This window comes from Azospirillum sp. OGB3 (assembly GCF_014192915.1).
Taxonomy (GTDB): domain Bacteria; phylum Pseudomonadota; class Alphaproteobacteria; order Azospirillales; family Azospirillaceae; genus Azospirillum.
Map to the genome: position 1 here is coordinate 213,759 of NZ_JACHYN010000008.1, position 26,068 is coordinate 239,826.

23 protein-coding genes are annotated in these 26,068 nt (G+C 68.0%); 5 read left to right on the forward strand and 18 right to left on the reverse strand.

Annotated features, from left to right (window positions below; translation table 11 throughout):
• Window positions 1-309: 309 nt before the first annotated feature.
• Window positions 310-1,752, reverse strand: coding sequence for a PLP-dependent aminotransferase family protein (locus FHW79_RS17765; protein WP_183180177.1), 1,443 nt, complete (start codon window positions 1,750-1,752; stop codon window positions 310-312).
• Window positions 1,753-1,852: 100 nt separating this feature from the next.
• On the opposite strand from FHW79_RS17765, the gene FHW79_RS17770 reads away from it, so the two are divergent.
• Window positions 1,853-2,578: a pyridoxamine 5'-phosphate oxidase family protein gene (locus tag FHW79_RS17770; protein ID WP_183180178.1), complete on the forward strand. Its 726-nt coding sequence runs from the start codon at window positions 1,853-1,855 to the stop codon at window positions 2,576-2,578.
• A 24-nt stretch (window positions 2,579-2,602) separates the two neighbouring features.
• Here FHW79_RS17770 and FHW79_RS17775 read toward each other — a convergent pair whose 3' ends face one another.
• From FHW79_RS17775 to FHW79_RS17785, 3 genes are all read right to left on the reverse strand, one after another.
• Entirely contained in the window at window positions 2,603-3,070 is a 468-nt protein-coding gene (locus tag FHW79_RS17775; RefSeq protein WP_183180179.1) for a DUF4112 domain-containing protein, read from the reverse strand.
• A 197-nt stretch (window positions 3,071-3,267) separates the two neighbouring features.
• A complete protein-coding gene (locus tag FHW79_RS17780) occupies window positions 3,268-3,828 on the reverse strand; it encodes a hypothetical protein (RefSeq protein ID WP_183180180.1) in 561 nt (186 codons plus the stop codon).
• Window positions 3,829-3,936: 108 nt separating this feature from the next.
• Window positions 3,937-4,851 (reverse strand): LysR family transcriptional regulator, encoded by a 915-nt coding sequence (locus FHW79_RS17785; protein ID WP_183180181.1) that lies wholly within the window; start codon window positions 4,849-4,851, stop codon window positions 3,937-3,939.
• 125 nt (window positions 4,852-4,976) lie between these two features.
• Between FHW79_RS17785 and FHW79_RS17790 the strand changes: the two genes are divergently transcribed.
• Both FHW79_RS17790 and FHW79_RS17795 read left to right on the forward strand, forming a co-directional pair.
• On the forward strand, window positions 4,977-6,338 hold the full coding sequence (locus FHW79_RS17790) for an aspartate aminotransferase family protein (protein WP_183180182.1): 1,362 nt from the start codon (window positions 4,977-4,979) through the stop codon (window positions 6,336-6,338).
• A 16-nt stretch (window positions 6,339-6,354) separates the two neighbouring features.
• Window positions 6,355-7,854 carry a CoA-acylating methylmalonate-semialdehyde dehydrogenase gene (locus tag FHW79_RS17795; protein WP_183180183.1) on the forward strand — a complete coding sequence of 500 codons (1,500 nt, stop codon included), beginning with the start codon at window positions 6,355-6,357 and terminating at the stop codon, window positions 7,852-7,854.
• Between the two features lie 207 nt (window positions 7,855-8,061).
• Here FHW79_RS17795 and FHW79_RS17800 read toward each other — a convergent pair whose 3' ends face one another.
• Both FHW79_RS17800 and FHW79_RS17805 read right to left on the reverse strand, forming a co-directional pair.
• Window positions 8,062-8,820 (reverse strand): GntR family transcriptional regulator, encoded by a 759-nt coding sequence (locus FHW79_RS17800; RefSeq protein ID WP_183180184.1) that lies wholly within the window; start codon window positions 8,818-8,820, stop codon window positions 8,062-8,064.
• A gap of 36 nt (window positions 8,821-8,856) precedes the next feature.
• Window positions 8,857-9,543, reverse strand: coding sequence for a CBS domain-containing protein (locus tag FHW79_RS17805; protein ID WP_183180185.1), 687 nt, complete (start codon window positions 9,541-9,543; stop codon window positions 8,857-8,859).
• Between the two features lie 161 nt (window positions 9,544-9,704).
• Here FHW79_RS17805 and FHW79_RS17810 point away from each other — a divergent pair, with 161 nt between their 5' ends.
• Window positions 9,705-9,893 carry a hypothetical protein gene (locus FHW79_RS17810; protein ID WP_014241745.1) on the forward strand — a complete coding sequence of 63 codons (189 nt, stop codon included), beginning with the start codon at window positions 9,705-9,707 and terminating at the stop codon, window positions 9,891-9,893.
• 7 nt (window positions 9,894-9,900) lie between these two features.
• Here FHW79_RS17810 and FHW79_RS17815 read toward each other — a convergent pair whose 3' ends face one another.
• The 4 genes from FHW79_RS17815 to FHW79_RS17830 form a co-directional block, all read right to left on the reverse strand.
• The gene (locus FHW79_RS17815; protein ID WP_183180186.1) at window positions 9,901-10,605 is read right to left on the reverse strand and encodes a TerC family protein; all 705 of its coding nucleotides are present in this window, start codon (window positions 10,603-10,605) and stop codon (window positions 9,901-9,903) included.
• 97 nt (window positions 10,606-10,702) lie between these two features.
• Window positions 10,703-12,193 carry a tripartite tricarboxylate transporter permease gene (locus tag FHW79_RS17820; protein ID WP_348984201.1) on the reverse strand — a complete coding sequence of 497 codons (1,491 nt, stop codon included), beginning with the start codon at window positions 12,191-12,193 and terminating at the stop codon, window positions 10,703-10,705.
• Between the two features lie 208 nt (window positions 12,194-12,401).
• Window positions 12,402-12,908, reverse strand: a complete 507-nt coding sequence (locus tag FHW79_RS17825; RefSeq protein WP_183180188.1) for a tripartite tricarboxylate transporter TctB family protein — start codon at window positions 12,906-12,908, stop codon at window positions 12,402-12,404.
• An 83-nt stretch (window positions 12,909-12,991) separates the two neighbouring features.
• Window positions 12,992-14,065, reverse strand: coding sequence for a tripartite tricarboxylate transporter substrate-binding protein (locus FHW79_RS17830; protein ID WP_183180189.1), 1,074 nt, complete (start codon window positions 14,063-14,065; stop codon window positions 12,992-12,994).
• Window positions 14,066-14,565: 500 nt separating this feature from the next.
• Between FHW79_RS17830 and FHW79_RS17835 the strand changes: the two genes are divergently transcribed.
• Window positions 14,566-16,278 (forward strand): carbohydrate-binding domain-containing protein, encoded by a 1,713-nt coding sequence (locus FHW79_RS17835; RefSeq protein ID WP_183180190.1) that lies wholly within the window; start codon window positions 14,566-14,568, stop codon window positions 16,276-16,278.
• Between the two features lie 86 nt (window positions 16,279-16,364).
• Here the strand turns inward: FHW79_RS17835 and FHW79_RS17840 are convergent, their stop codons facing one another.
• The 8 genes from FHW79_RS17840 to FHW79_RS17875 all read right to left on the reverse strand — a co-directional run bounded on the left by FHW79_RS17840 (window position 16,365) and on the right by FHW79_RS17875 (window position 26,065).
• Entirely contained in the window at window positions 16,365-16,835 is a 471-nt protein-coding gene (locus FHW79_RS17840; RefSeq protein ID WP_183180191.1) for a hypothetical protein, read from the reverse strand.
• Window positions 16,836-16,978: 143 nt separating this feature from the next.
• Entirely contained in the window at window positions 16,979-17,749 is a 771-nt protein-coding gene (locus tag FHW79_RS17845; RefSeq protein WP_183180192.1) for a hypothetical protein, read from the reverse strand.
• A gap of 101 nt (window positions 17,750-17,850) precedes the next feature.
• Entirely contained in the window at window positions 17,851-19,038 is a 1,188-nt protein-coding gene (locus tag FHW79_RS17850; RefSeq protein ID WP_183180193.1) for a polysaccharide pyruvyl transferase family protein, read from the reverse strand.
• A 63-nt stretch (window positions 19,039-19,101) separates the two neighbouring features.
• Entirely contained in the window at window positions 19,102-20,382 is a 1,281-nt protein-coding gene (locus FHW79_RS17855; RefSeq protein ID WP_183180194.1) for a hypothetical protein, read from the reverse strand.
• Window positions 20,383-20,408: 26 nt separating this feature from the next.
• Window positions 20,409-21,722 (reverse strand): glycosyltransferase family 4 protein, encoded by a 1,314-nt coding sequence (locus FHW79_RS17860; protein WP_014241733.1) that lies wholly within the window; start codon window positions 21,720-21,722, stop codon window positions 20,409-20,411.
• A gap of 46 nt (window positions 21,723-21,768) precedes the next feature.
• Window positions 21,769-23,943, reverse strand: coding sequence for a hypothetical protein (locus tag FHW79_RS17865; protein WP_183180195.1), 2,175 nt, complete (start codon window positions 23,941-23,943; stop codon window positions 21,769-21,771).
• Window positions 23,940-25,241 carry a glycosyltransferase family 4 protein gene (locus tag FHW79_RS17870; protein WP_183180196.1) on the reverse strand — a complete coding sequence of 434 codons (1,302 nt, stop codon included), beginning with the start codon at window positions 25,239-25,241 and terminating at the stop codon, window positions 23,940-23,942. Before FHW79_RS17870 ends, FHW79_RS17865 begins: the two co-directional genes overlap by 4 nt.
• The gene (locus FHW79_RS17875; protein ID WP_119508190.1) at window positions 25,238-26,065 is read right to left on the reverse strand and encodes a class I SAM-dependent methyltransferase; all 828 of its coding nucleotides are present in this window, start codon (window positions 26,063-26,065) and stop codon (window positions 25,238-25,240) included. The genes FHW79_RS17870 and FHW79_RS17875 overlap by 4 nt, the downstream gene beginning before the upstream one ends.
• Window positions 26,066-26,068 lie beyond the last annotated feature (3 nt).

Consider the following 26,068-nt stretch of genomic DNA (forward strand, 5'->3'; position numbering starts at 1 on the left):
AGAAATATCTCCGTATTCGAATGGACTGGACGCCGGCAAAAAACGCTTGGAAACGGCGAAGGACCGGCGCCACCCCTCAACAGGCGTGCAGCTTGATCGTCGCAAGGTTGGGGCCTGCCTTGCACAGGGTATCAGGGGTAGGGCGCGCCGAACGACCGGAGGGGAGCGGCCCGAAAAGGGAGTATCGGGGCTACCCCATAGGGCCGGGATCGCCGCACGGCCGGAGAAAGCCAGGGGGTGCGGTGCCCCAAAGCGCATTGGTGGGAGTGGGGTTTTTAAGATTAACCCTTTTGCGCACAAGAGAGAGGATTAGACGTCTAATCGTGCAGCCGCCAACGCGGCGCCGAGTTCGCGGGCGGCGTGGCGCAGGGCGCCCGGCTCGTGGCCGGTGAAGCCCAGCATCAGCGCCTGCAGGGGCGGGGCAGCGATGTGCATCGGGCTGACCGGGCGGACGGCGATGCCGCGCCGGGCCGCCACCGCCTCGACAGCGCGGTCCGACAGGCCGGGGCGCAGGCAGGCGATCAGCTTCATCCCCTGCTCCGGCACTTCCGCCTCCATCCAGGGGGAGAGATGGGCGCCGATGGCGTCGGCCAGCGCATCCCGCGCGGCCGTGTAGCGGCGGCGCATGCGGCGCAGGTGCGGGCCGAAATGACCGTCGTTCAGGAAATCCGTCACCACGCCCGTATAGAGCGTCGCCGGGTGCCAGTCGGTCAGGCGGCGCATGGCGAGCACCGGTTCCAGCAACTCGGGCGGCAGCACGGCGTAGCCGAGCCGCAGGCCGGGAAACAGGACCTTGCTGAAGGTGCCGACATAGATGACCCGTCCGCCGCCGTCGATCCCCTGGAGCGAGGCGAGCGGACGGCCCGCGTAGCGGAACTCGCTGTCGTAATCGTCCTCCAGCACCCAGGCGCCGGCCGTGCGCGCCCAGGCCAGAAGCTCCATCCGCCGCGCCATCGACAGCACGACCCCCAGCGGGTAATGAGAGGACGGCGTGACATAGGCCAGCCGGGCGTCCGGCGCGGCGGCGACTCCCGCCGCCACCGTCATTCCCTGCCCATCGACGAGCACCGGCACGACGCGCGCCTGTGCCGCTTCCAGCGCGGCGCGCACCGCGGGGTAGCAGGGGTCTTCCAGCCACACCGGATCGCCGGGCCGCAGCAGCACACGCAGCACGAGGTCGATGGCCTGTTGGGCGCCGGCGGTGATCACCACCTGCTCGGGCTCGCAGCGCACCGCCCGCGCGTTCTGGAGATAGCGGGCGATGGCCTGCCGCAGCGCCGCCGGTCCGCCGGGTTCGCCATAGCCGAGCATGTCCGGGTCGGGACGCTGCAAATGCCGCAGGGTCAGGCTGCGCCAGATCCGCAGGCTGCGCTCATCCAGCGCGCACCGCCCCGTGCTGAAGGGCAGGGTGCCGAAGGGGGTTGCCGGTGGCGGCGGCGAGGGCGTGCGGCGGGATGGTTCCGGCGGCGGAATCTCCAGCCCGTCCGGCAGGTCGCGGGACACGAAGCTGCCCGCCCCGACGCGCCCCTCGATGAAGCCCTCGGCCAGAAGCTGCTCATAGGCGGCGACCACCGTGTTGCGGGCGACGCCGAGCCGTTCGGCAAGGGCGCGCGTCGGCGGCAGCTTCCCTCCGGGCGGCAGGGAGCCGGACAGGATGGCGCGGCGCAGCGCGCCGTAGACCTGCCGCAGCAGCGGCTCCCCACCCGTCCGGTCGATGGGGAGGAGCATCAGGTCGGAGAGATCGGCGGGCATCGGATTGGTCCAGTCGACAAGGTCGGAATTGGCTCTCACGCCGGACCAATGGCTAGGCTCTAATGGCGTCGTTGTCCACCGCCGCGAAGTGAGTTCCGCGATGTCCGAGGCCGTTCCGTCCGACAGCTATCCCGTCACCGACCGCAACCGGGTCAAACGCCTGCACGAGCGGGGGCGCTACGATCGGGACTCCGTCCACGCCATCCTCGACGGGGCGATGATCGCGCACATCGCCTACGTGATCGACGGGCAGCCCTACTGCACCCCCACCGCCTTCTGGCGGGAGGGGGAGCATCTCTACTGGCACGGTTCCTCGGCCAGCCGGATGCTGCGGGCGCAACGCGACGGCCTGCCGGTCTGCCTGACCGTGACGCATCTCGACAGCCTCGTGCTGGCCCGCAGCGGGTTCAACCATTCGGCGGATTACCGGTCCGCCATGTGCTTCGGCACCGCGCGCATCGTCGAGGAGCCGGAGGCCAAGGCCCGCGCGCTCGACGCCATGGTCGACCGCTTCTATCCGGGACGCAGCGCCGAATTGCGGGCCGGCACGGCGCAGGAGATCAAGGCGACCATGGTCGTCGGCATGGCGATCGAGGAGGCGAGCGCCAAGGTGCGGAGCAAGGGCCTGTCCGACGAGGGAGAGGACATGGACCTGCCCATCTACACCGCCCGCTACCCGGTGGCTCAGGTGATCGGCGCCGCCGAGCTTTGCCCGCGGCTTCCCGCCGACACACCGGTCCCGCCGGGGCAGGCGGGCTTTACCGCCGGCCGCCGGCTGGACGAGCTGATGCTGGAAAACCACCGCATCCGGTTCGGCGGGGAGTAACGCGCCCCTTCTCCGCGTCCGGGGTCACCGCGTCCGGCGCCACTCGCCGTCGATGGTGTAGGGCGCCGAGCGGCGGCGGCCATAGGACGGGCCGCCGTGCGACGAATGGCCGTCCAGATGCTCGGCCAGGATCGCCATGTTCTTGCGGTTGGCCTTCCAAAACACGTCGGCGATGTTGCCGGCCACTGGGACGGCGCTGATCAGGCTGTCCATCGCGACGTTGCCCACCATGCGCAGCAGCTTACCGCGCGGCACGCCGAGCCTCCAGGCCTCGCGGATAAGATAGCCGGACACCGCGGTGGTGGCGAGGTTGCCGAAGCCGGGCACCAGACCCAACACCGCGTCGGCGCCGAAGGTGATGTTGGTCCCCGGCACGCGGATGGCGCTGTCCATCGTTCGTGCCAGCCATTCAAGCCGCTGGCGCGCGGCAAAATGCGCCGTCTCGCCGTGGGCGGAACCGTAACGGAAGGAAGAAAAAGAGGTAGCGGTCATACGGACCCTCCAGAAGGGGACGGTTGCGCCGTCCGCTCAAGTGAAGGGCTCCGACATCGCGGTCCGTACCAAGTGGACCGCCAGAGGGGCCCGGAGCCAGTCCCGCACAGATGGCCCGGTCATCCCGCCCGCGCAAGACCCGCCCGGTATATTTTCGTATGAGTACGGTGAGTTCATCCCCGGTTTCTGAAAAACGATCACAGAAGCATCAGAAAAGCCGGCAGGCCGCCAAGAACCGCTCCCTGGGAGCCGCCCCACAGAACGTCGCCCTGCTCCACCGACCGGCGCAGAGCCGGGTTGGTGCCGCGCAGCTGGCACAAGGCGAAGATGGCGGCGTTCAGCGGGCCGGCCAGGGCGAACCACAGGATCCAGGACGGCATGCCGCCGAGCCACACGGCGGGGGCAAGCATCAGGGCGGTGCGCCCGGTCCAGGACAGGCCGCGGAACAGCAGCGCCTCCCATGACCAGACCCCGCGTGGGCCGACCGGGCCGAAGGGCAGGAGATGCTGTCCGACGAGCGTCGCTCCGGCGGTGGCGACGCCGACGACCAGCGCCTGATTGGTCGGCATGGCCAGCGACCACAGGGCGGTGCTCAGCAGAGTCGCCGGGACGCTCCACAGCAGCAGGCGGGACAGGGCTCCCGTCTGGCGGCTGAGCGCGCTGAGAAAGAAACTGCCGAGGAGGGAACAGGTGACGGTGAGCAGGACCGCGGCGAACAGCAGATAGTCGATGACGAACTGTTCCGTCAGCATCACCATAGCCGTGCTCCCCCACCGGTTCTTTGTTCGTATTCCCCTCAATTACGGTGGGGCGCGACCGGCTCGGCGTCAATGGAAATCACCCTGATTTTTGCAGGGCTCGCCTTCTCATTCCGTCCGTCTCAGCAGATCGAGAAACCGCTCCAGCACCAGATTGGCCTGCGCGCCTTTCCTGGTGACCGCTTGGAATTCCTGGGCGTAGTGGAAGCGTTCCGGCAGCAGGGCGCGCATCGCCCCGCGTTCGACCCACTGCCGCGCGTAATGGGTGGGCAGGAAGCCGACGTAGCAGCCGGTCAGGATGAGGAAGGCCACGCCCTCGCGGTCGGTCGCGGTGGCGGTGGTTGTCAGCGCCCGCTGCACCCCCGCCGCCTCCGGCACCTGCTGCGCCTCGGTCGGTGCGACGGCGTCGGCGGCCTCCACCGCGGCGTCGGGCACCGTCTCAGCATCGAACAGCGGGTGGCCGCGCCCGCAATAGAGGCGCGACTCCTCCTGATACAGGGGGTAGCGGTCCAGGCCGGGCAGGGCGCGCCGCGCCGGGACCACGCCGACCTGCAGCCGTCCGTCGAGCACGCCGCGCTCGATCTCGTTGGGCGGGATCATGCGGATGTTCACCCGCACCTCCGGCCCCTGTTGCTTGAGACCGCGCAGGGCATTGGTCACCCGCATCTTCGGCATGGTGACGAGGTTGTCGGTGATGCCGATGTTCAATTCCCCGCGCAGCCGCCCATGCGCGGCGTTGATCTCGCTGCGGAAGCTCTCCAGACCGGCGAACAGGCGCAGCGCCGCCTCGTAGGCCATGCGCCCCTCGTCGGTGAGCAGGAAACCCGCCCGCCCGCGCCGGCACAGGCGCAGCCCCAGCCGCCGCTCCAGATCGGCCATGTGCAGGCTGATGGCGGCGCGGCTGATGTTCAGTTCCACCTCCGCCGCGGAAAAGCCGCCGCACTCCACCACCGTCGTGAAGACGCGCAGCAGGCGCAGGTCGGCGTCGTTGAGGCCACTCAGGGGGCGGGCGGGCTTGGTCATTGATAGGTAAGCGGATGCTTGTGTAAGGTTTGAATGGTTTGGATTTAACCGCAACCAAGCTTCCGCGCACACTGTTTTCCGGCGTGGCCCGTCACGCCCACCCGAACCAGCAGGAGTGCCGCCCGATGCCGCCGTTGGACGAGAGCCAGAAAGCCGGAACCGCCCCGACCGCCGGGCTGACGCGCGCGGAGCTGGACGCCCACTGGATGCCCTTCACGGCGAACCGCGAGTTCAAGGCGAACCCGCGCCTGATCGCCCGCGCCGAAGGCGCCTGGTACTGGGACGCCGAAGGGCGGAAAATCTACGACAGCCTGTCCGGCCTGTGGTGCTGCGGCGCCGGGCACGGCCGCCGCGAGATCAGCGAGGCGGTGGCCCGCCAGATTGGGGAGCTGGACTACAGCCCGGCCTTCCAGTTCGGCCACCCGGCGGCCTTCAAGCTGGCGCACAAGCTGGCCTCGATGACGCCGGCCGGGCTGGACCATGTGTTCTTCGTCAATTCCGGGTCGGAGGCGACCGATACGTCGCTGAAGATGGCGCGGGCCTATTGGCGGCTGAAGGGCCAGCCGACCAAGACCAAGCTGATCGGCCGGTCCAAGGGCTATCACGGCGTCAATTTCGGCGGCATCAGCCTGGGCGGCATCGGCGGCAACCGCAAGCTCTTCGGCTCGGGCGTCGAGGCCGACCATCTGCCGCACACGCTGCTGCCCCAGAACGCCTTCACCAAGGGTCTGCCGGAGCAGGGCGCCGCATTGGCCGACGCGCTGGAGGAGCTGGTCGCTCTGCACGACGCCTCCAACATCGCCGCGGTGATCGTGGAGCCGCTGGCTGGATCGGCGGGCGTGCTGCCGCCGCCCAAGGGCTACCTGCAGCGGCTCCGTGCACTGTGCGACAAGCACGACATCCTGCTGATCTTCGACGAGGTCATCACCGGCTTCGGCCGCATGGGCGCGGCCTTTGGCGCCGACGCCTTCGGCGTGGTCCCCGACATCATGAACGTCGCCAAGGGCCTGACCAACGGCGCGGTGCCGATGGGCGCGGTTGTTGCCAGCCATGAGATCTACCAGACCTTCATGGACAACGGCGGCGCCAACTACATGGTCGAGTTCCCGCACGGCTACACCTATTCAGCCCATCCCGTGGCCTGCGCCGCCGGACTCGCCGCGCTGGAGCTGTTCGAGCGGGACCGGCTGGCCGAGAAGGCGGCGGCGCTCGCCCCGCATTTCGAGACGGTGCTGCACGGGTTGAAGGGGCTGAAACACGTCACCGACATCCGCAACTACGGGCTTGCCGGCGCGGTGCAGATCGCGGCCCTGCCGGGCGAGCCGGCCCGCCGCCCCTACGAGATCGCCATGCATTGCTGGAAGGCGGGCTTCTACGTCCGCTTCGGCGGCGACACGCTGCAGTTCGGCCCGCATTTCATCAGCGAGCGCGAGGACCTCGACCGGCTGATGAACGCCGTTTCCGACGCCATCCAGGCGACCGCTTGAGGAGGATGGGAAAGCAATGACCCTCGTTCCGCACCTCATCGGTGGCGTGGCCGACGCCCCCGCCGACAGCCGCACCGCCGACATCATGAATCCGGCGACGGGCGAAACCGTGGGCCGCGTCCCGCTCGCCAGCCGCGCCACCATGGAATCGGCCATCGCCGCGGCTGAGGCCGCCTTCCCGGCGTGGCGGGCGACGCCGCCGGGCAAGCGGGCGCGGGTGATGTTCCGCTTCCGCCAACTGCTGGAGGACAACGCCGACCGCATCTGTGCGGCGATCACGCGGGAGCACGGCAAGACTCTGGAGGACGCCCGCGGCGAGTTGACCCGCGGCATCGAGAATGTCGAATACGCCTGTGGCATCGCCGACCTGCTGAAGGGCGAGCATTCCAAGAATGTCGGGCCGGGCATCGACAGCTGGTCGGAGTTCCAGCCGCTGGGCGTCGTGGCGGGCATCACCCCTTTCAACTTCCCGGCCATGGTCCCGCTGTGGATGTTCCCGGTCGCCGTGGCCTGCGGCAACAGCTTCATCCTGAAGCCGTCGGAGCGCGACCCCAGCGCCTCCCTGCTCGTCGCGCAGTTTGCGCAGGAAGCCGGTCTGCCGCCGGGCGTGCTGAACGTCGTCCACGGCGATAAGGAGGCGGTGGACACGCTGCTGACCGACCCGCGCGTCCAGGCGGTCAGCTTCGTCGGCTCCACACCCGTCGCCGAGCATGTCTACGCCACTGGCACCGCCCACGGGAAACGGGTGCAGGCGCTGGGCGGAGCCAAAAACCACGCCATCGTCATGCCCGACGCCGACCTCGACAACGCGGTCAGCGCCATCATGGGGGCGGCCTACGGCTCCTGCGGGGAGCGCTGCATGGCAATCTCCGTGGTCGTCGCGGTGGGCGACGCGACCGCCGACCGCGTGGTGGCGATGCTGGCGGAGCAGGTGCGCGGCCTGAAGGTCGGGGCGGGGACCGGCAGCGGTTGCGACATGGGTCCCCTGGTCACCCGCGCCCATTTCGAGAAGGTAAAGGGCTTTGTCGACCAGGGCGTCGCCGAAGGGGCGGAACTGGTGGTTGACGGCCGCGGGCTGGTGGTGCCGGGGCATGAGGGCGGCTTTTTCCTCGGCGGCTGCCTGTTCGACCGGGTGACACCGGACATGAGTGTCTACCGGGAGGAAATCTTCGGCCCGGTCCTCTGCGTCGTTCGCGTGAAAACGATGCAGGAGGGCATGGACCTGATCGACGCCCACGAGTACGGCAACGGCACCTGCCTGTTCACCCGAGACGGCGAGGCCGCGCGCTACTTCACCGACGTGATCAAGGTCGGCATGGTCGGCGTCAATGTGCCGCTGCCGGTGCCGGTGTCCTACCACAGCTTCGGCGGCTGGAAGCGGTCGCTGTTCGGCGATCTGGCGGCCTACGGGCCGGACGGCGTGCGCTTCTACACCCGGCGCAAGACGATCACCCAGCGCTGGCCGGCCGGCGGCGTGCGCGAGGGCGCGCAGTTCTCCTTCCCGTCGATGAAGTGAAGGACGCGTGTTTCCCCTCTCCCCTCTGGGGAGAGGGTTAGGGTGAGGGGGTTGCGCTTGTGCCGAACGCTCCGCCATGCGCAACCCCCTCACCGGCTCTCAGCGGATGCCCATAGGCATCCGCCTGACGCCGTCAGCGCTGGCCTTCCGCCAGCGCGAGAGGCCCTTCGGGCCACCCTCTCCCCGGAGGGGAGAGGGCTGAAGAGGCTACATCAGCGGCAGACCGTCCTTGAACGCGGCCTTCACGTCGGCGCCGCGCACCTCGGCCAGCCGCAGCCAGTCGAGGAAATCGCCGTGCCGCTCGACATGGGCGGCCAGACCCAGCGTGTGCTCGCGCGCCAGACGCTCCGCCAATTCGCCGTCACGCCGTTCCAGCGCCCGGATGATGTCGCGGTGCTCGTGCATCGACTGTTCGGCCCGGTTGTCCTGCCGGATCGACAGCTTGCGGATGGCCCGCATGTGGATGAACAGGTTGTCGGTCAGCGTCTCCAGGATGCGCGCCCGGCTGAGCCGGATGATCGCCTTGTGGAACTCGATGTTGGCGTCGGAATACTCCTGGATGTTGTCGGACGGGGCCTGCTCCTCGAAGCTGCGGAAGATGTCCCACAGCGTGCTGATGTCCTCGGCGGTGGCGCGTTCGGCGGCGAGGCGGGTCGCCATGCTTTCCAGTGCCGCCCAGGCGATGATCATCTCGATGATCTCGGTCTTGGTCTTGCGGACGATGTAGATCCCCCGCCGCGGCTCCAGCCGCACCAGACCCTCCTGCTCCAGCAGGGTCAGGGCTTCGCGGATCGGCGTGCGGCTGACGCCCAGCAGGCCGCTGAGCTGGCGCTCGTCCAGCCGGACGTCGCCGGGGTGGTCGTAGATGTCCATCTGGATGATGGCCTGCTTCAGCCGTCGGTAAACCTGGTTGCGGAAGGTGGCTCCGGAATCCAGCGGCTGGACGGTCAATTCGGGTGGCGGCATCGGGCTGCTCCTTCGATGGGGCGGACGGCCGGGAAATCACCCGACGAAGCGGTTCCGGTTGAGATGCTCCTCCACGCGCTTCACACCGCTGATGCCGCTCGCCGCGGTGTGCAGGGCGCGGCGCTGCTCCTCGCTGTCGACCATGCCCCAGAGCTGCACGACCCCGTCGTTGACGACGATGTTGATCCGATCGAGGTCCACCCAGGACTGTCCGTCCAACGCCTCCAGCAGCGCGGCGCGGATCGCCTCGTCGCCGGACGCGCCGAAGCCGGTCCCGCCGCGCCGGTTGCGAAGCAGCCCGTGCAGCAGGTTGGCCCGGCTGATGATTCCGACCGGACGCCCGTCGACCAGGACGGGGGCGCGTTTGATCCGCTTGTCCTCCATCAGGTCGGCGATCTCGGCGATCTCCGTGTCGGGCGCGACGGCCTGGACCGGGCGCGACATGACGTCGCGCGCGCGGCGTCCATGGGTCTTCAGGAAGTCGGCGGCCTGCACGTTGCGGCCCACCAGCATCTCCAGCCAGCGGGCGCGCGGACGGTCGGTTCCCGTCTCCACCCGGCGCAGAAGGTCCCCCTCGCTGATGATGCCGACCGCGCGGCCGTCCTGGTCCACCACCGGCAAGCCGCTGATCCGATGGGTCAAAAGCAGTTCCGCGATGTCCGGCACGGGGGTGTCCAGCGACACCGTGATGACCGGCGATGTCATGACATCCTTCGCTTGCATCTCGACGTTCCTCCCTGAACTGGCGGTGCGGAGCCTGTGTCCGGCTCCTGCTGCGTATCTGGTATACGAAATGATATGTTTCTTATCCCTTGCTCCCCAACGGACTTTGCGCCATTCCTGCCGCAGCGCAGCATAGGTGTGGTCAGAGTCCGGAGTTCCCGATGTTGGAGAGTCTTGCCGTCGTGTTCGCCCTGGCCGGGTTGGCCGCCGTGGTGACCGAGATTTTGCGGAACGATCCGGGCCTCATCTCCGAGATCACCACCGACGTGCGCGCCATGGCCCTGCCGGGCCGTTTCCGGGCGGTGCGGGGCGACCGCTGCCGCGAGCCCCGTCGCCCGTCCTCCTGCTGACGGCTTCTCAGGCCGGATCGGTCTCCACCACGGCGCGGCGGCGGTTGATGCTGCGGGCCATCAGGAAACCGGCCATCATCACCCCCAACGCCGCGACGAAGGGCGCCGTCCCGGTCAGCACCGGAAGGCTTTCCGTCACGTGGGAATGGATGCTCGGGTCGGTGAGGATGACCTCCGCCGCGATGTAGCCGAGCAGCCCGGCGCCGGCATAGACCAGGGCCGGCAACCGTTCGATGGCTTTCAGGATCAGGGTGCTGCCGAAGACGATCAGCGGAATGCTGATGGCCAGCCCGAGGATCAGCAGGACCGTGTTGCCGTGCGAGGCGGCGGCGATGGCGATGACGTTGTCCAGACTCATCACCGCGTCGGCGATGACGATGGTGCGGACCACCCCCCACAGACCGGCGGAGGTTCCGGAGTGCGCCGCCTGCTCCTCCTCCTCGGTGGGCAGCATCAGCTTGATGGCGATCCAGAACAGCAGCACCCCGCCGATGATCTTCAGGTACGGGATGGCCAGCAGATAGGCGATGATGACGGCGAACAGCACGCGCAGCACGATGGCCGCCGCGGTGCCGAGGAAGACGCCGATCTTCTGCTGCTTCGGCGGAAGCGAGCGGCAGGCCAGCGCGATGACCAGCGCGTTGTCGCCGCTCAGCAGAATGTCGATCCAGATGATCTGGAGCAGAGCGATCATGAAATCGGACGTGTCCATCGTCCCGAACCCCCCGATGTGAGAAGAAATCCCCCCGCCGGTCGTCCCGTCCCGGAGGCCGGCGGGGGAGTGGGTGGAGCTGGTTTGCAGGGATGCCCTATTTCACGGGGAGGACCTGGGTCCCGCCATCCTGCCGGGACTGGCGCTTGCGCAGCAGGGCGGAGATCACCGGCCAGAACAGCATGACCAGCGCCAGCGTGACGATGCTGCCGACCAGCGGGTTGGACCAGAAGATCGCCAGATCGCCCTGCGACACCAGCATGGCCTGCCGGAAGGAGCTTTCCGCCATGTCGCCCAGCACCAGGGCCAGCACCAGCGGGGCCAGCGGGTAGGACAGCTTCTTAAAGACGTAGCCGACGACGCCGAACACCAGCATCATGACGATGTCGAGGAAGGCGTTGTGCACGGTGTAGGCGCCGACCGCGCAGATCACCACGATGACGGGTGCGATGATGCTGAAGGGGATGCGCAGGATCGAGGCGAAGACCGGAACCGTGGTCAGCACCACGATCAGCCCGGCGATGTTGCCCAGATACATGCTGGCGATCAGGCCCCAGACGAACTCCTTCTGCTCGACGAACAGCAGCGGGCCGGGCTGGAGCCCCCAGATCAGCAGGCCGCCCAGCAGCACCGCCGCGGTGGGCGAGCCGGGGATGCCCAGGGTCAGCATGGGCAGAAGCGCGCTGGTGCCGGCGGCGTGGGCCGCGGTTTCCGGAGCGACCACGCCCTCGATCTCGCCGTTGCCGAAATTCTGGCGGTTCTTGGAGAAGCGCTTGGCGAGGCCGTAGCTCATGAAGGAGGCGGGGGTGGCGCCGCCGGGCGTGATGCCCATCCAGCAGCCGACGATGGAGCCGCGGATAGCGGTCACCCAGTAGCGGGGCAAGCTCTTCCAGGTCTCCCAGACGACCTTGGCGTTGATCTTCGCGCTCTTGCCCTTGAAGGCCAGCCCCTCCTCCATGGTCAGGAGGATTTCACCGATGCCGAACAGGCCGATGACCGCGATCAGGAAGTCGAAGCCGCGCAGCAGTTCCACCGACCCGAAGGTCATGCGCAACTCGCCGGTCACGCTGTCCAGCCCGACTGCGGCCAGCGCGAAGCCCAGCATCATGGCGCACAGCACCTTGAAGGGGGATTCGCTGCCCATGCCGACAAAGCTGCAGAATGTCAGGAGCTGGACCGCGAAGAACTCCGCCGGGCCGAAGCGCAGGGCGAAGCCGGCGATCACCGGGGCCAGGAAGGTGATGAGCAGGACCGCCACGAACGCCCCGAAGAAAGACGAGGTGAAGGCCGCCGTCAACGCTTCGCCCGCATGGCCCTTCTGCGCCATAGGGTGCCCGTCGAAGGTGGTCGCCACCGACCATGGTTCGCCCGGTATGTTGAACAGGACCGAGGTGATGGCCCCGCCGAACAGCGCTCCCCAGTAGATGCAGGAGAGCATGATGATGGCGGAGGTCGGCGACATGCTGAAGGTCAGGGGCAGCAGGATTGCCACCCCGTTCGCCCCGCCCAGCCCCGGCAGCACGCCGATCAGGACGCCCAGCGTGATGCCGATGAACATGTAGGCGATGTTCATGGGGTCGGCGAGCACGCCGAACCCCTCTATGAGTGACCCGAGCGCTTCCAAGTTTCCCTCCCTTTCCGGCATCCGCGCCCGTTCCGTTTGGAAGGTCGCGTCTTGAGCGCGCAGGACGGGGTTCGTCCCCGCCGCATGGGCTGGTTCGTCGCGGATGCCCGCCGCTGCTTCGGTGTGCGCGGCCGTTCCCGCGGCCGCCCCGACTTTTAAAAAACTGGACTCGTCAGAACCCGAACATCGTCTCGACCGGCCCCTTGGGAAGCGGTACCAGGAACCAGATCTCGAACATCACGAAGAGGCCCGCGGGCACGAGGATAGAGACGGGCAGGATCGTCTTGAGCGGATACTTGCCCACCCAATGCATGAAGAAGGCGATGAACAGCACCGCCGACAGATAGATGCCCAGGAAGGCGGTGAGGACCACGAAGACGGCGCTGGGGACCAGCACCTGGAGAACCAGGGCGAGCTGGTGCTTCTCGACGAAGGCGGTGCGCTCGCCGCTGTGGCGCCGGAGGTTGACGGCCAGCGTGGCCAGACTGCTGACCAGCATGATCAGGCCGACATAGAAGGGGAAGTAGCCGGCCTTCGGCCCGTCGGACCCCCAGCCGTTGCCGACGCGGACGCTGTCGGCCATCACCACGATGGCGACCAGGGCGAACAGCCCGGCGACGACGATCTCCATGGTCCGGTTCGAGACGACCGGATCACTGTTCTGCGTTCCATGCTCCATGGCTCACTCCCACGAAAACCCGCAAGGTGGGGGAGGGCGCCCGGGGCGCGATGCCCCGGGGGCCGCGCGTCGGACGAGGAGGGCTATTGCTTGGTGAAGCCCGCCTTGTCCATCAGCGTCTTGTGCTGGGTTTCCGCCGCGGTCAGCCAGCTCTTGAACTCGTCGCCGGTCTTGAAGCTGACGTTGAAGGCCCCCTTCGCCATGAAGTCCTTCCACTCCTCCGTCTCGCGGACCTTCTTGAAGAGGTCCACGTAATAGGCGATCTGGTCCGGCGTGACGCCCGGCCCCATGAAGATGCCGCGCAGCATGGTGTATTCCACGTCCAGCCCGGATTCCTTGCAGGTCGGGATGCTGTTCCACGATTTGCCGTCGGCCACCGGCTCCTTCAACGGAATGCGCTCCTTGTCGAAGACGCAGAGAGGCCGAAGCGCGCCGGCCCGCCATTGCGACACCGCCTCGATCGGGTTGTTGACGCTGGCGTTGATGTGGTTGCCGACGAGCTGGGCCGCGACGTCGCCGCCGCCCTTGTAGGGGACGTAGGTGAAGGTGACGCCCGCCGACTGCTCGATGGCGGCGGTGATGATCTGGTCCTCCTGCTTGGACCCGGTGCCGCCCATCTTGAAGCGGTTGGCGCCGCCCTCCTTGGCGGCCTCGACGAATTCCTTGGGCGATTTCTGCGGGGACTCGCTGTTCACCCACAGGACGAAGTTGTCCAGCGCCAGCATCGCCACCGGCGTCATGTCCTTCCAGGAGAAGGGAACGCCGGTCGCCAGGGGCGTGGTGAACAGGTTGGACAGGGTGATGATGATCTTGTGCGGGTTGCGGTTCGACGACTTGACGTCGAGGAAGCCCTCCGCACCGGCGCCGCCCGACTTGTTGATGACGACGATGGGCTGGCCCATCAGGTTGTTCTTCTGAATGATGCCCTGAATCATCCGCGCCATCTGGTCGGCGCCGCCGCCGGTTCCCGCCGGGACGACGAATTCGACCGACTTGGTCGGTTCCCAGGCGGCCTGGGCCGCGGCCGGGATCAGCAGAAGGCCGAGCGCGCCGGCCAGGGCCGTTCCGCTTGCGAGCGTTCTTCTTGGCGTGTTTTTAAAAGCGAAGGAGTCAAAAGGGGTCTTCCGCGCGCAGCGCGGGCGCTGTACGTCCTTCATGCCTCATTCCTTCCCTTTTGGGTGGCCGGGCTTCCGTCGGCACGGCTCATCGTTTTTGGATTTTCTGGCGAGACGGATTGTTTGTTCAGCAAACTGTCCGTGTGGCGTATGGTATGTGGCATCCCAGCTTTCTTCAACAGGAATGTCACAAGACGACCGGCCCCAATCATTGGGTGCGGCGCAGAAATCCATTGGAAAATGGCGGCTAAATTCTTGTAGTTCGAAGCAATTTCAAGAATTTGCCGAAAGAGTTACCCCTTTCTGGATAGCGCTAAAATTTAGGGAACTACCTCTTTCGTTGGAGAAATTCCTGTGACGGATTTGGCGCACTTCAAAAACTAATTATCCTAAAATCGAACCATTTAAGGCCACACGGTGCTGGCTAGGCTCCGGTCCTGTCGAAAACGATTGAGCACACAGCAAGCGGGACGGCGCGATCCGCGCACATTCCCGCCCACCGCCACAAACGTGGCGCTGTAAAAAGGAAAGAGTGAAAGACCATGGAACATATGGCCATTGAGCTTGATCATCAGAACCACGCCGACACGACCGGTTTTGTCGGTGATTCTGCTGCCGATCCGTTCCAGGCTGTTGTCGACAGCGTCGCCCCGGTGACCGCCGACAACGCCGCGACGCCGGACTCAATTCTCCATCTCCAGGCACTCCAGACCACCGCGCAGCCTCTGGCGCTGGCCGACGCCACGGCCGCCGCCGCGGGTACCGCCAAGATCGTCGTGAACGCCTCCGGCACCGCCGCGGGCGGCGTCTCGCCCCATTTCAAACTGCTGGTGGACGGCGCCGTTGTCGGCGAAGGCACCGCGGGCGGCGACGCCAAGGACTTCTCCTTCGACGCCAACGTGGCCGCCGACCAGGCGCACAAGGTTCAGATCCAGTACGACAACGACGGCGCCGTCGATGGGCAGGACCGCAACCTGACGGTCAACGCCATCACCATCAACGGCCACAAGGTCGCCCCGACCGATCCGTCCGTCACCTATGACAAGGGCGCGCTGGACGGCAAGGATGTCGTCCCGGGGCAGGCCAACATGTGGTGGAACGGCACGCTGGCCGTCGCCGCTCCCAAGGAGTTCTTCGCGACGACCGCCGCCGCGGCCCCGGCCGCCCCCATGGCGCCGACCTCCGGCACGTCGGACTACCCGTCCACCCCGGCCTCGCAGATCTACTACGTCGATGCGACCAACGGCAGCGACAGCAACTCCGGCCATGACGCGAACCAGGCCTGGAAGTCGCTGGACAAGGTGAACTCCACCAACTTCGCTCCCGGCTCGCTGGTCCTGTTCGAGCGTGGCGAGACCTGGCACGACAGCCTTCTGGCCTCCACCTCCGGCACCTCCGACAAGCCGATCATCTACGGCGCCTACGGCACCGGCGCCAACCCGGTGATCGAGGCGGCCAGCGGTTCCAGCTACGCCGTCAGCCTGAACAACAAGGACAACATCACCTTCGACAGCCTGACCATGAAGGGCTCGGGCGACGCCGGCCTGCTGCTCAACGGCGGCGCCGACAACGTGAAGGTCACCAACTCGCAGATCGTCGACAACCACGGTTCGGGCGTCGTCATCAGCGGCACCTCGCACGGGCTGCGGATCGACCATTCCACCATCGACGGCAACGGCGCCTACGGCATCGTGCATTACTCCGCCGACAACGCCGACCAGTTCTTCACCAACAACACCATCAGCGACAACGGCTGGCGGACCGACGGTGTGTATTCGGGCTGGAACGGCCGCATCCTGAGCGGCGAGATCGCCGGCAACACGATCTTCAACAACGGCGCCGGCGGCGGCGACGGCCGGTCGCACGGGCTGTACCACGACCACAGCCAGGCCAACAGCACGCTGAAGATCCACGACAACACGATCTACGACAACCCGCGCGGCGCCGGCATCCTCGCCAAGTCGAGCACCGAGATCTACGACAACACCATCTACGGCAACGCCAACGTCGGCATCTCGGTCGGCCAGAACCAGGGCACCAGCGTCACCTACAAGATCTACGGCAACGAGATCTTCAACAACAACGGCGGCATCATGGAGCACCTGAAGGGCGCCGGGTCGATCACGCTCGACGTGCACGACAACATCTTCAACAACAACAACGGCCGCTCGGCGGTGTCGATCGCCGACGGCATCAGCCAGAACGTCGTCAACAACACCATCTCCTCGGCCACCAAGGCCAGCCCGACCGCCTAAGGACGGGTTTCCTCTCAGCATTTTTGGCGACGACCGCGCCCGGCCAGTTTCTGGCCGGGCGTCGGTGCGTTTGAACGCCGTCGGCCTCACCAGTGCAGGAAGACGCCGACGTCGCCCGGCATGCCGCCGGGATAGCTCAGAATCTGGGCGCGCAGCTTGTAGCCGGCGGGGCGCAGATACCGATCGTAATTGTCGTAGACCTCCCGCGCGAAGCCGGTGAGGCTGTCCGGCCAGTCGGGCTCGAAATTGTTGATCGCCCGGCCGCCATCGCTGCAATAGCTGCTCGGGAAGCGCACGATCTGGATTTCGGTCTCCCCGCGTTCCGCCGCTGCGCGCACGGCATGGGTAAAGCGCTCCTTGGCGTCGGGACGGATGTGCTGGTGCATGAAGGCTTCGTGGATCGCTGTCTGCTCCTCCTGCTGCTTCTTCGCGAGATCCTGCGCCTCCTTAAGGCGCGCCTTCTCCTGCGCTTCGGTGATCGCGTGGAGATCCCTGGGCGTGATGAGGTCGCCGCCAAGCGGGGAAGTCAGAGGGGTGGAAGGACCATCTGCGGGCATGTCGCCTGTCTCCCGGTAAAGGCCACTCCTTCAGGGTGGCATGGGGAACGGCGGCGCGTCCACCACCGGCGCATGGAAAAGCCGCCGCCGGATTCGGCGGCGGCTGAAGCGCCTGGAAATGACGAGGTGGCGGCGGGTCGCCGTTATCCGAAAATCGCCAGTCCGATCACCGTCGCGGCGAAAGCGCCCACAGCCGAGGCCAGGGCGGCGATGATGGTGGGGGCGTGCGACTTGGTCGACTTGACCTTCAGCGCGTCGTCGAAGCCGCGCATCGTCGTGTCCATGCGGACCAGAAAGACCTCCAGCCCGGCCACCCGCTCCTGAAGGCCGTGGAGTGCGTCCGACAGGGCGGCCTGCTGCGCCGCGGCGGCACCGGCTCCGCTTTGGCCGGCGGCGATGCGCTCCTGCGTCTCGCGCAGCAGTCGGGCGATGCCCTGCTGGCCGGCGGTGATCTGCTGGTGGTCGCGGCGGGCGGCGTCCAGCCCGGCGCCGATGCGCACCAGATGCGGAGCGAGCGTGCGCTCCAGCAGCTTTTCCTCGGCGCTCGGCTGGGCGAAGGTGGCGATGGCGCCGGTGCTGGGCGCGGCGACCACGGCGACGACGCGCGTGGGGTCGAGCCCGGCCGGAATCTCAAGATCGGCTTCGAAGGCGTGATGGCCGTCGCCGAAGTTGCCGCCCACCAGATCCTCGCGCGGACGGTCGGCCAGCGCGCGCCCCAGGACGACGCTGCGGCCGTCCGGCATCTCGGCGCGGAACTCCACCGTCAGGCGGTCGGTGGGGTAGGAGCGGTCCCAGGCCCAGCCGTAGATCCGTCCGGCCTGGACGGCGTCAACCCGGCCTTCGATGACGGACGCCGCAGGCTCCGCCACGACGGGGGTGGATGACAGGGTGTCGGGCGTGGCGACGTCGGGCATGGCAGGCACTCGCGAGTAAGGCGGAAGAAGGAACGGGAACGGGGGCGCCGGCCCCGGAGAGCACTCTCCGGAGCCGGCGCCCCTTTCTGCGGCAACCGCCGTCAGGCCGCCTTGCGCTGCGGGTTCTTGCGCGCGGTCGGGCTGGGCATGCGGTGCGGGATATAGTTCTCGTCCAGGAACTCCCGCATGTCGCGGTAGCGCTGGTAGAAGGTGCGGTTGAACTTTTCGAACAGGCTCTGGTCCCAGTATTCCTCCAGGACGAAGGGCTTGTCGGAATAGACGTCGTAGCAGGGGATCGCGAAGGTCTCCGCGAATTCCGCCGTGCGGCTGTCGTAGCTGAAATAGACCGACGGCGTGCCGTTCGACAGCGCCATCAGGTTGCCGTGCAGGCGGTAGCCCAGCACGAGGTCCTTCGAGCGCACGATGTTCTCGTAGTCGGCCACGACGTCCGAGTACCACAGGCGCGAGCGGTACAGCGCGTCCAGCTCCTCGTCGAAGTACCAGTTCTTCAGCCAGTTGTTGTTGTGCAGCTCGTCCCAGGCCTCGGCCTTCTGCTCGTCGGTACCCCAGAGCAGCTTCTTCTCCTCGACCTCGCCCTGCATCATCAGGACGGTGTCGAAGCGGCGGCTCATGTCCTTGACGAAGTCGCGGTGGCGGGTGAGGTAGGTCTTCACGTCCGGCGAATAGTGGCTGGACACCTCGCGGCGCATGGTGATGCCGACATTGCGCACGCTGTCCAGGGAGGGCAGGTCGATGCGCAGCTCCGGATCGCGGTTGCGGAAGGCGGTCGGGCAGCCGACGATGCGGACGTTCTTGATGCCGAGGTCCCACAGCACTTCGGCGGTGTAGGTGCCGCGCACGCCCAGCGTCGTCGACTTGTCGGCGAACATCTGCCAGATGCGCTTGCTCTCGTCCGACAGCGTCAGCTTGCCGGTCGCCGGGGCCTGGGCGCCGACGCCGAAGGCGATGACCGGGATGCGCAGCTTGGACAGCACCTGCTCGGTGCCCTCCGGCCAGGTCATGTGGTCGTGGATGTAGTTCGACCCGCGCAGGAAGACGTAATCGTATTCGGCGTTGGCCCGGTCCACCACCTCCTGCTTGAACTCGCGGATCTCGACGACGTCGAGACGGTCGAAGGTCAGCAGCTTCAGCGAGGAATCGTAGACGAAGGCGTCGCCGATGTTGTGGTAATGATTGATGCTACGCTGAATGTTCTGGTAGCTGTACCACCGCACGCAGTCATGGTCATAGACTTCGCCGGAGGGAATCATGACTAGGATGTTAGCCAATTTAATTCTCCTGGGGTCGGGGTGGTGGAAGGTTGCGGGGTTCGGGTTTTGTCTTGATGAATTTTAGCCGCTTTGGGACGGCTCAACCCGGATCATTATTCGGACCAGATCACGATCCCTGGTCGGCTTGCAGTTCTTCTGGGCAAGCCGGGTCAGGTAGAGCCAGGCGTTTCCATCCGTGTCCTCGAAGTTCCGGCTTCTGGCGTCCGGATCGAGAATGGCCGGGTAATAGAAGCTCTCGTCCACGGCGCAAGTCTTGTCGGTGAGCAGCGGCGCCGCCCAGGCGAGGCGGGGCGCGGACCAGCCGATCAGGTCGGCGGAGGTCGACACCCACACGCCGGACACCAGCTCGCCGCCCTTGCGCTCCGCCCGCCGTCCGGCCATCACCGCGACGTAGAGGCCGCTCGGCGTGTGGCGGACGAGGCTGGTGACGGTGAAGGGCAGGCGGTCGGGCGGCAGCGGCGCGCAGACCGACGCCTCGGGGTCGGCCTCACCCTCGGTGTAGGGATCGCGGAAGCGGACGGTGAAGTCCCGCCCGTCCCACGCCCGCCAGGACGCCGGATCGGCGAGGTCGCGGGTGCGCATCAGACAGACGCCACGCTTTTGCGCGCCGATGCCCTCGGCAAAGGCCATGGCGTAGTACCAGCCGTCGCGCTCGACGATGTTGCTCGGCGCGAACAGCCCGGCGCGCTTCCCCAGATCGCCGCGGAAGCGGTAGGGCACGCCGGCGACGTAGCGCGCCGACCCGAAGCTCTGCCCGCCGTCGTGCGAAACGGTGAGGGTCAGCGCGTTCCACCAGCAGGCCATGTAGTCGCCGGTCGGGCAGAGGTCGCGGCGCTTGTGGCCGTGATACTCGTTGTGGACCAGCCCGTAGACGGTGGTGCCGTCCAGCGTGTAGGGCGAGGTCAGCCAACCCATGTCGTCGAAGCGCGCCGGGTCGTCGCGCTTGGCCGATTGGAAGACGATACGGCAGGCGTGGTGCAGCTCGTTCAGCGACGGGCCGCTGAGGGCGCGGGCGCGGGTGTGCGCGGCGAGCAGCCGGACGCTGCCGTCCGCCGCCTTCCAGGCGCGCGCCGGGGCGTCCGGCACGTCCCAGTCCTCGCAGGCCTGGGTGTGGTGGTCGTAGACGGTCTCCAGCGCGGCCCCCGTGGGGACGCTGACGCGGAGGTCCGCGGCATGCGAGGGGGTGGCGAGGAGGAGGGTGGCGAGGAGGATGCCGGCGTATTGCTCCCACCCTCCCCACTTCGTGGGTCCCCTCCCTCCCCCGCTGGGCGGGGGAGGGCCTTTAATCCCCTCCCTCGCCCAGCGGGGGAGGGTTAGGGTGGGGGCCCGTCTGCCGGACATGGGGGCCCGTCGCACGAACATCCCCATCACGGCTTCTGCGCCACCGCCCGCTCGGGCATCGACACCGCGCCACCACCCGCGTTCGCGATCAGCGCGTCGAACACGTCGGCGTGGCGGCGGGCGCATTCCGCGCGGTCGATGGGGCGGCGGATGCGCATGCGCAGCCGGTCCCACAGGTCCGGCGTGGTCAGCGCCTCGGTCAGGCGGTCCACCAGATCCTCGACGCTGGCGTTGCGGAAATGCAGGCCATCCACGCCGTGGGTGACCTTCTCGCCCATGCCGCCGATGTTGCTGGAGATGATCGGGCGGCCGTGCAGGAAGGCCTCCTGGATCACCACCGGCGAGTTCTCCCACCAGATGGACGGCATCACCACCCAGTCCACGTCCTTCATCAAGCCGGGCAGTTCGGCGGAGCGGTAGCTGCCGTAGAAGCGCACGCGGTCGCCGGCGCGCTCCACCGCCTCGTTGAACTTCTTCTGGTAGGCCTCGGGCTGGCGCTCCAGGTTGCCGCCGAAGATCATCAGCGCGCCGTCCTCGCCCCACGCCTTCTCGGAGACGCGGCCGATGGCCTCGACCAGCACATGGGCGCCCTTGAACTCGGTGAGCTGGCCGAAGAAGGCGAAGCGGTTGCGCTTGCCGCCGCGGGCCAGCGGCCGGGGCGGGGCGATGCCCTCGACGGTCAGGCCGTTCTCGATCATGCGGAACTTCTCGCGGGGCAGGCCCCAGTCGACGTAGCGGTCGATCAGGAAATTCGACGGGCTGACGTAGAAGTCCGCCTGCTCCAGGAAGGTCTTCAGGAACAGCTCGCGCTTGAAGAACTGCGCCTCGCCGATGTGCGGGAAGCAGCCGGCGCAGTCGGCCGGGCTGGCGCGGTAGCACAGCGTGTTGCGGCTGGTCTTCACCATCTGACCGTGGTGGTGGCAGATGGACAGATACTCGTGGAAGGTCACCACGATCGGCACGCGCGGCAGCGCCTGCCGGATCGCCTGGATCGTCTCGATGCCCAGACCCAGGAAATGGTGGAAGTTCACCACGTCCGGCTGGAGATCGCGGACATAGCGGACGAAGTCCTTCTCCAGCCCCGGCAGGTTGCGGTTCGACAGCCGGAAATGGTCGTAGTCGTTGGCGTAGTAGAGGACCTCCCGCTCCTTCTGGCGCAGCGCCATCAGGGCGGAGCTGCCGTGCGGAGTCACCGGCGGGGAGGTGCGGGCCAAGTAATGGCTCTCCCAGCCCGGCAGGTCGTGCAGCCCCTGGTGCAGGTTGTAGGAGGCCACCTCCGCGCCGCCCAGCGAGAAGGCGGGATGGCCGTGGCTGATGATCAGGACGCGCTTGTTGCTCATGGTCGGGCCGATCTCGATAGGTCTGCTGGGGGAGCTTTCAGGGGACTCAGGCGGCGGCGCGGGCGGACCAGATGTCCTCGAAGCTCCAGCGGTCCACCATGGCGCCGGCACGGCGCCAGCGGTCGGCGTGCGCGTCGCGCGGCTGCTCGTCCAGCGCCACCAGCGTGACGCGGGGCAGCCAGACGCAGGCCCCGCCCAACGCGCGCAGGCGCAGGCAGAGATCCAGCCCCTTGTGGTCGGCCCCCATGTAGGAGCCCATCGTCGCCAGCGCCCGGACCAGCGCGTCCTTGGGCAGCAGGGCGCATTCCGGGGCGGCGGCGTCCACCGTCGCCGCGTCCTGCTCCTTCAGCCAGTCGCGCGGGTAGCCGGCGAACCGGCGCTCAAAGGTCTTGGCGCCGTCCGAGCCCTCCACCGCCATGATGCCGGCGAAGCGGATCGAATGGTCCTCGTAGAGCAGCGTCGGGCTGACCATCACCGGCCCGCCGGACTTGCGCGACACCCGCTCCAGCGCCGCCAGCCATCCCTTCTCGGTCGGCAGGACGGAGGGGGAGAGCGTCAGAACCCGCTCACCGCGGGCGTGGGGCAGGGCGGCGGCCATCGCCTCGAACATGTCGGTGGCGTCGGGCGCGGCGACGAAGGTGACGGCCATGCGGTAGAAGGCGGCGGCCTGACGGACGGCACCGCCCAGCCGCTCGTGCGTGCCGGCGGCGGCGACCACCAGCAGTTCGGTCTCGGCGAAGTCCGGGTCGATGGCGAGGCGGGCGATGTTGAGGTCCACATCCTCCCGCGCGTCGGTCACCGGCAGGATCACCGAGACGCGCGGCGCCTTCACCGGACGGCCCATCGGGTGCACGCCGGTCGACGGCAGCGCCCCGGAGCGGGAGCGGGCGGTGCGCAGCATCGGGCCGACATGATTGGCGATCAGCGTGTCGATGGACGGGCTGTCGAGATTGACCAGCGACAGCATGCGCCGCAGCGCTTCCGGAGCCGGCGGCAGGCAGCTCAGCGGCAGGAAGGCGAAGCGGTCGTCGGCCAGCTCCAGCTCCAGATGGAACTCGGCGCCCGGGGGCAGGCCCGAGGGTTCGGCGGCGAAGGCGGTGAAGCCGTGCTGGTCCTGGCCGGGAATCATGCGCCCGGCAAACAGGCCGTCGTGCTGGAACGCCTCGGTCACGTCGCGGCGGGCCAGCCGCGACCAGCCCTCATCGAGCCGAACGGCGACGCCCGGCCCCTTCAGCGTGACGGCGCGGACCTGCCGCGTCGGGTCGAGCAGCCAGCCGGCGACGAACAGCCCGGCCCCGGGCACGCGCAACGCCATGTCCAGCCCGGTCCGCACCGGGATGTCGAGCCGCGACACCGTTTCCGCACCGTCGTAGCGCGAGGCGGCGATGCGCGTCATCCGCTGGCGCGTCTCGGCGTCCTGGATGTTGCCCAGCATGTCGCGGACATGGGCGGAGGCCACGCCATCGGGCAGGATGGTGCGGTGCTCGAAGATCTCCAGATGGCGCCAGCCCTCGGCGGCGCGGTAGTGGATGCGGCGGATGGCGGTGGGAAGCGGGGTCTGGTCGGTCAGCACCGCCATCACGCCCGACGCCTCCGGCGGCAGGTCCGGGCGGGCGAAGGCCCCGGCGGTGGCGCGGTAGGCGGTCGTCTCCTCCGCCTCGATCAGGATCTTCTGGGCGCCGTTGCGGAAGCTGCGCGCCCAGCCCTGGAGCATCAGGCTGCCGTCGCGGAAGCGGCCGAACACCTCGGCGAAGCCGTCCGGCTGCGACACCTCCTGGGCGAGGCCCGAGAGCAGGCGCCCGATGCGGTCGGACTCGTTCTCCGCCCCGTCCTTGGAAGATGCGGCGAGCTGGATCGCGAAATCCAGCGCCACGGCCAGCGCGCCGGGCTGGAAGCCCTTCAGCGCCGAGACGAGGTGCGACGGGTTGGTGCGGACGTTGGACAGGCGCGGCAGGACGAGGCGTTCCCCCTTCTCGTCCGCCAGCTCGACGCGCGACGGGCGCATCTGGGCCAGCCCCGGCACGCGGATGCCGCCGAGGAACCAACGCTCGCCCTCCGCGTCGGCCCAGGAGCGTCCGGCGTAGCGGCCCTCCACCGACCCGTCGAGATGAACGGCGCCCTGCGCGGGCAGAGCCCGGTCGATGGCGCCGAACAGGACGAGCGTGTCGTCGTCAAGAAGAATGGCCGCCGTGATGTCGGCCTTGGTGATCGGTTCCTTCATACCGCGATGCTCCCCGCAATCGAGCCCTGCGCATGCGATCCCCCCGGACCGTTCATTATGTCGTCATAGAGAATGACGTGTTTTTCGGCGGACTCCTCGGTCGTCGGGACCGCCGGCATGTTGGAGACGAGCCGGTCCCAAAGCCCCGGCTCGGTCATCGCGCGCGTCATCACGCGCGCCAGATCCGCGGCGTCCCCCGCCCGGAAATGCAGTCCGTCCACCCCGTCGGTCACCGATTCCGCCATGCCGCCGATGCCGCTGCAAATGACCGGGCGGCGATGCTGGAAGGCTTCGCGGATGACCAGGGGCGCGTTCTCCCACCAGATCGACGGCATCACCACCCAGTCGGCGGCGGCCATCAACTCGGGCATCTCCTCGCGCCGGTAGGGGCCGTGGCGGACGGCGGTGCCGCGGGCGCCCTTGAACCCCTGCTCGACCCTGTCCTTGAAGGCGTCGGTCTGGAACGGCGCGCCGCCATGGACGGCCAGCGTCAGGTCCTGCCCCTGCTTCTCCAGCCGGGCGGCGGCCTCCAGCGCGACCGTGATTCCCTTGAAGGGGTTCAGGTTGCCGAAATAGGCGAAGGCGTTGCGCGGCGCGCCCACGGGCAGCGGCCGGTGCGGCGCCGGACGGACCGCCGGGCGCCCGTTCTCCATGACGGAGATGCTGTCCGGATCGATGCCCCAGGCAATGTAGCGGTCGCGCAGGAAGGCGCTGGGCGCCAGGAAATGGTCGACCAGCCCGAACATCGCCTTGATGTGCTTTTCGCGCAGCACGAACTGGTCGGCCGGCCGGTCGGGGAAGCAGCGGTGGCAGGCGTCGGGCGAGGCCATGCGGCACAGCGCGTGGCTTCCCGTCGTCACCATCTGCCCGTCGTTGGCGCAGATCGGGTAGTAGTCGTGCAGCGTGTAGACGATGCGGGCCCGCGGGCAGACGCGGCGGATCAGGAACAGCATCTCCACGCCCAGCAGCAGCGTGTGGTGGATGTGCACGATGTCCGGCTGGAAGGCGCGCAGCAGGTTCGACAGGTCCGGCACGATGCCGTGCAGGTCGATCTGGCTCTGGAAGAAGTGATCGAAATGCCCGGCCCACAGCACCACCTCGTCGGCGCTGCGGCCCAGCGTCTGGAGGTTGGTGCCGGGCTTGCGGTCGCGGTGGACGCCGTTGGTGCAGGCGAGGAACAGGGCCTCGGCCCCCTTGGCCTTCAGGCTGCCGAACAGCTCGTGCGCGAAGATTTCGGTGCCGCCGGGGTGCAGGCTCGGGTGGTTGTGGGCGACGACGAGGACGCGGGGCAGGCTCATCGCGCGGCCTCCTTTTCCAGAACCAGGAGATCCTGGAAGTTCTCGGCGTTGCGCTGCCCGCTCCAATGGCCGCGCAGGACTGGGCGCGCCGGGCGCAGTCCCTGTTCCGCGAAGGTGCCGAGCAGGAAGGATTCGCTGTAGGCGACGGCGGCGTTGGGGTTGGCCTCGTCGGCGATGAACTCCGGCCCGGCGGCCTCGAGGAAGGCCGGGCGGGCGGTCTTCTTCGCGATGCCGTCCCGCGCGCGGGCGTCCACCAGGAACAGGCTGAGGAAGCAGCGCCCGCCCGGCTTCAGCACGCGGGCGATCTCCGCCGCGTAGCGCACCGTCTCCGCTGTCCGCAGATGGGTGATGACCGAGGTCAGGATCACAAAGTCATGCCCGCCATCCGGGAAGGGCAGGCGGGTCTGCGCCGCGTCCTCCGCCCCGCCGGGGTTGTAGAGGGCGTTTGCCACGTCGAGCGTCCGGAAGCGGAACTCCGGATAGGCCGGGGTGATCGTCTCGGCGCACCAGCGGATGCCGTCCTCGACGATGTCCACGCCGTCGTAGCTGGAATCGAGGTACTGGGTCAGCGGCACGGCCATGCGCCCGATGCCGCAGCCGATCTCCAGCACGCGGTGCTTCGGCTTCAGCCCGCCGACGCGCACGAAGTGGCGCAGGAACTCCGCCCCGATGGCCCGGAAATCGCCGTCGCCGATGAACACGCGGTCCGGCGGCGGCACGGGCAGGAAGCGGTTGCGCGCGATCTGCGCGCACAGCCATTCCAGCCGCGGGTCGGTGTTGCGACGCAGGACGGCGAGGCGGCGCCCGGTGAGGATCTCGTTCATCAG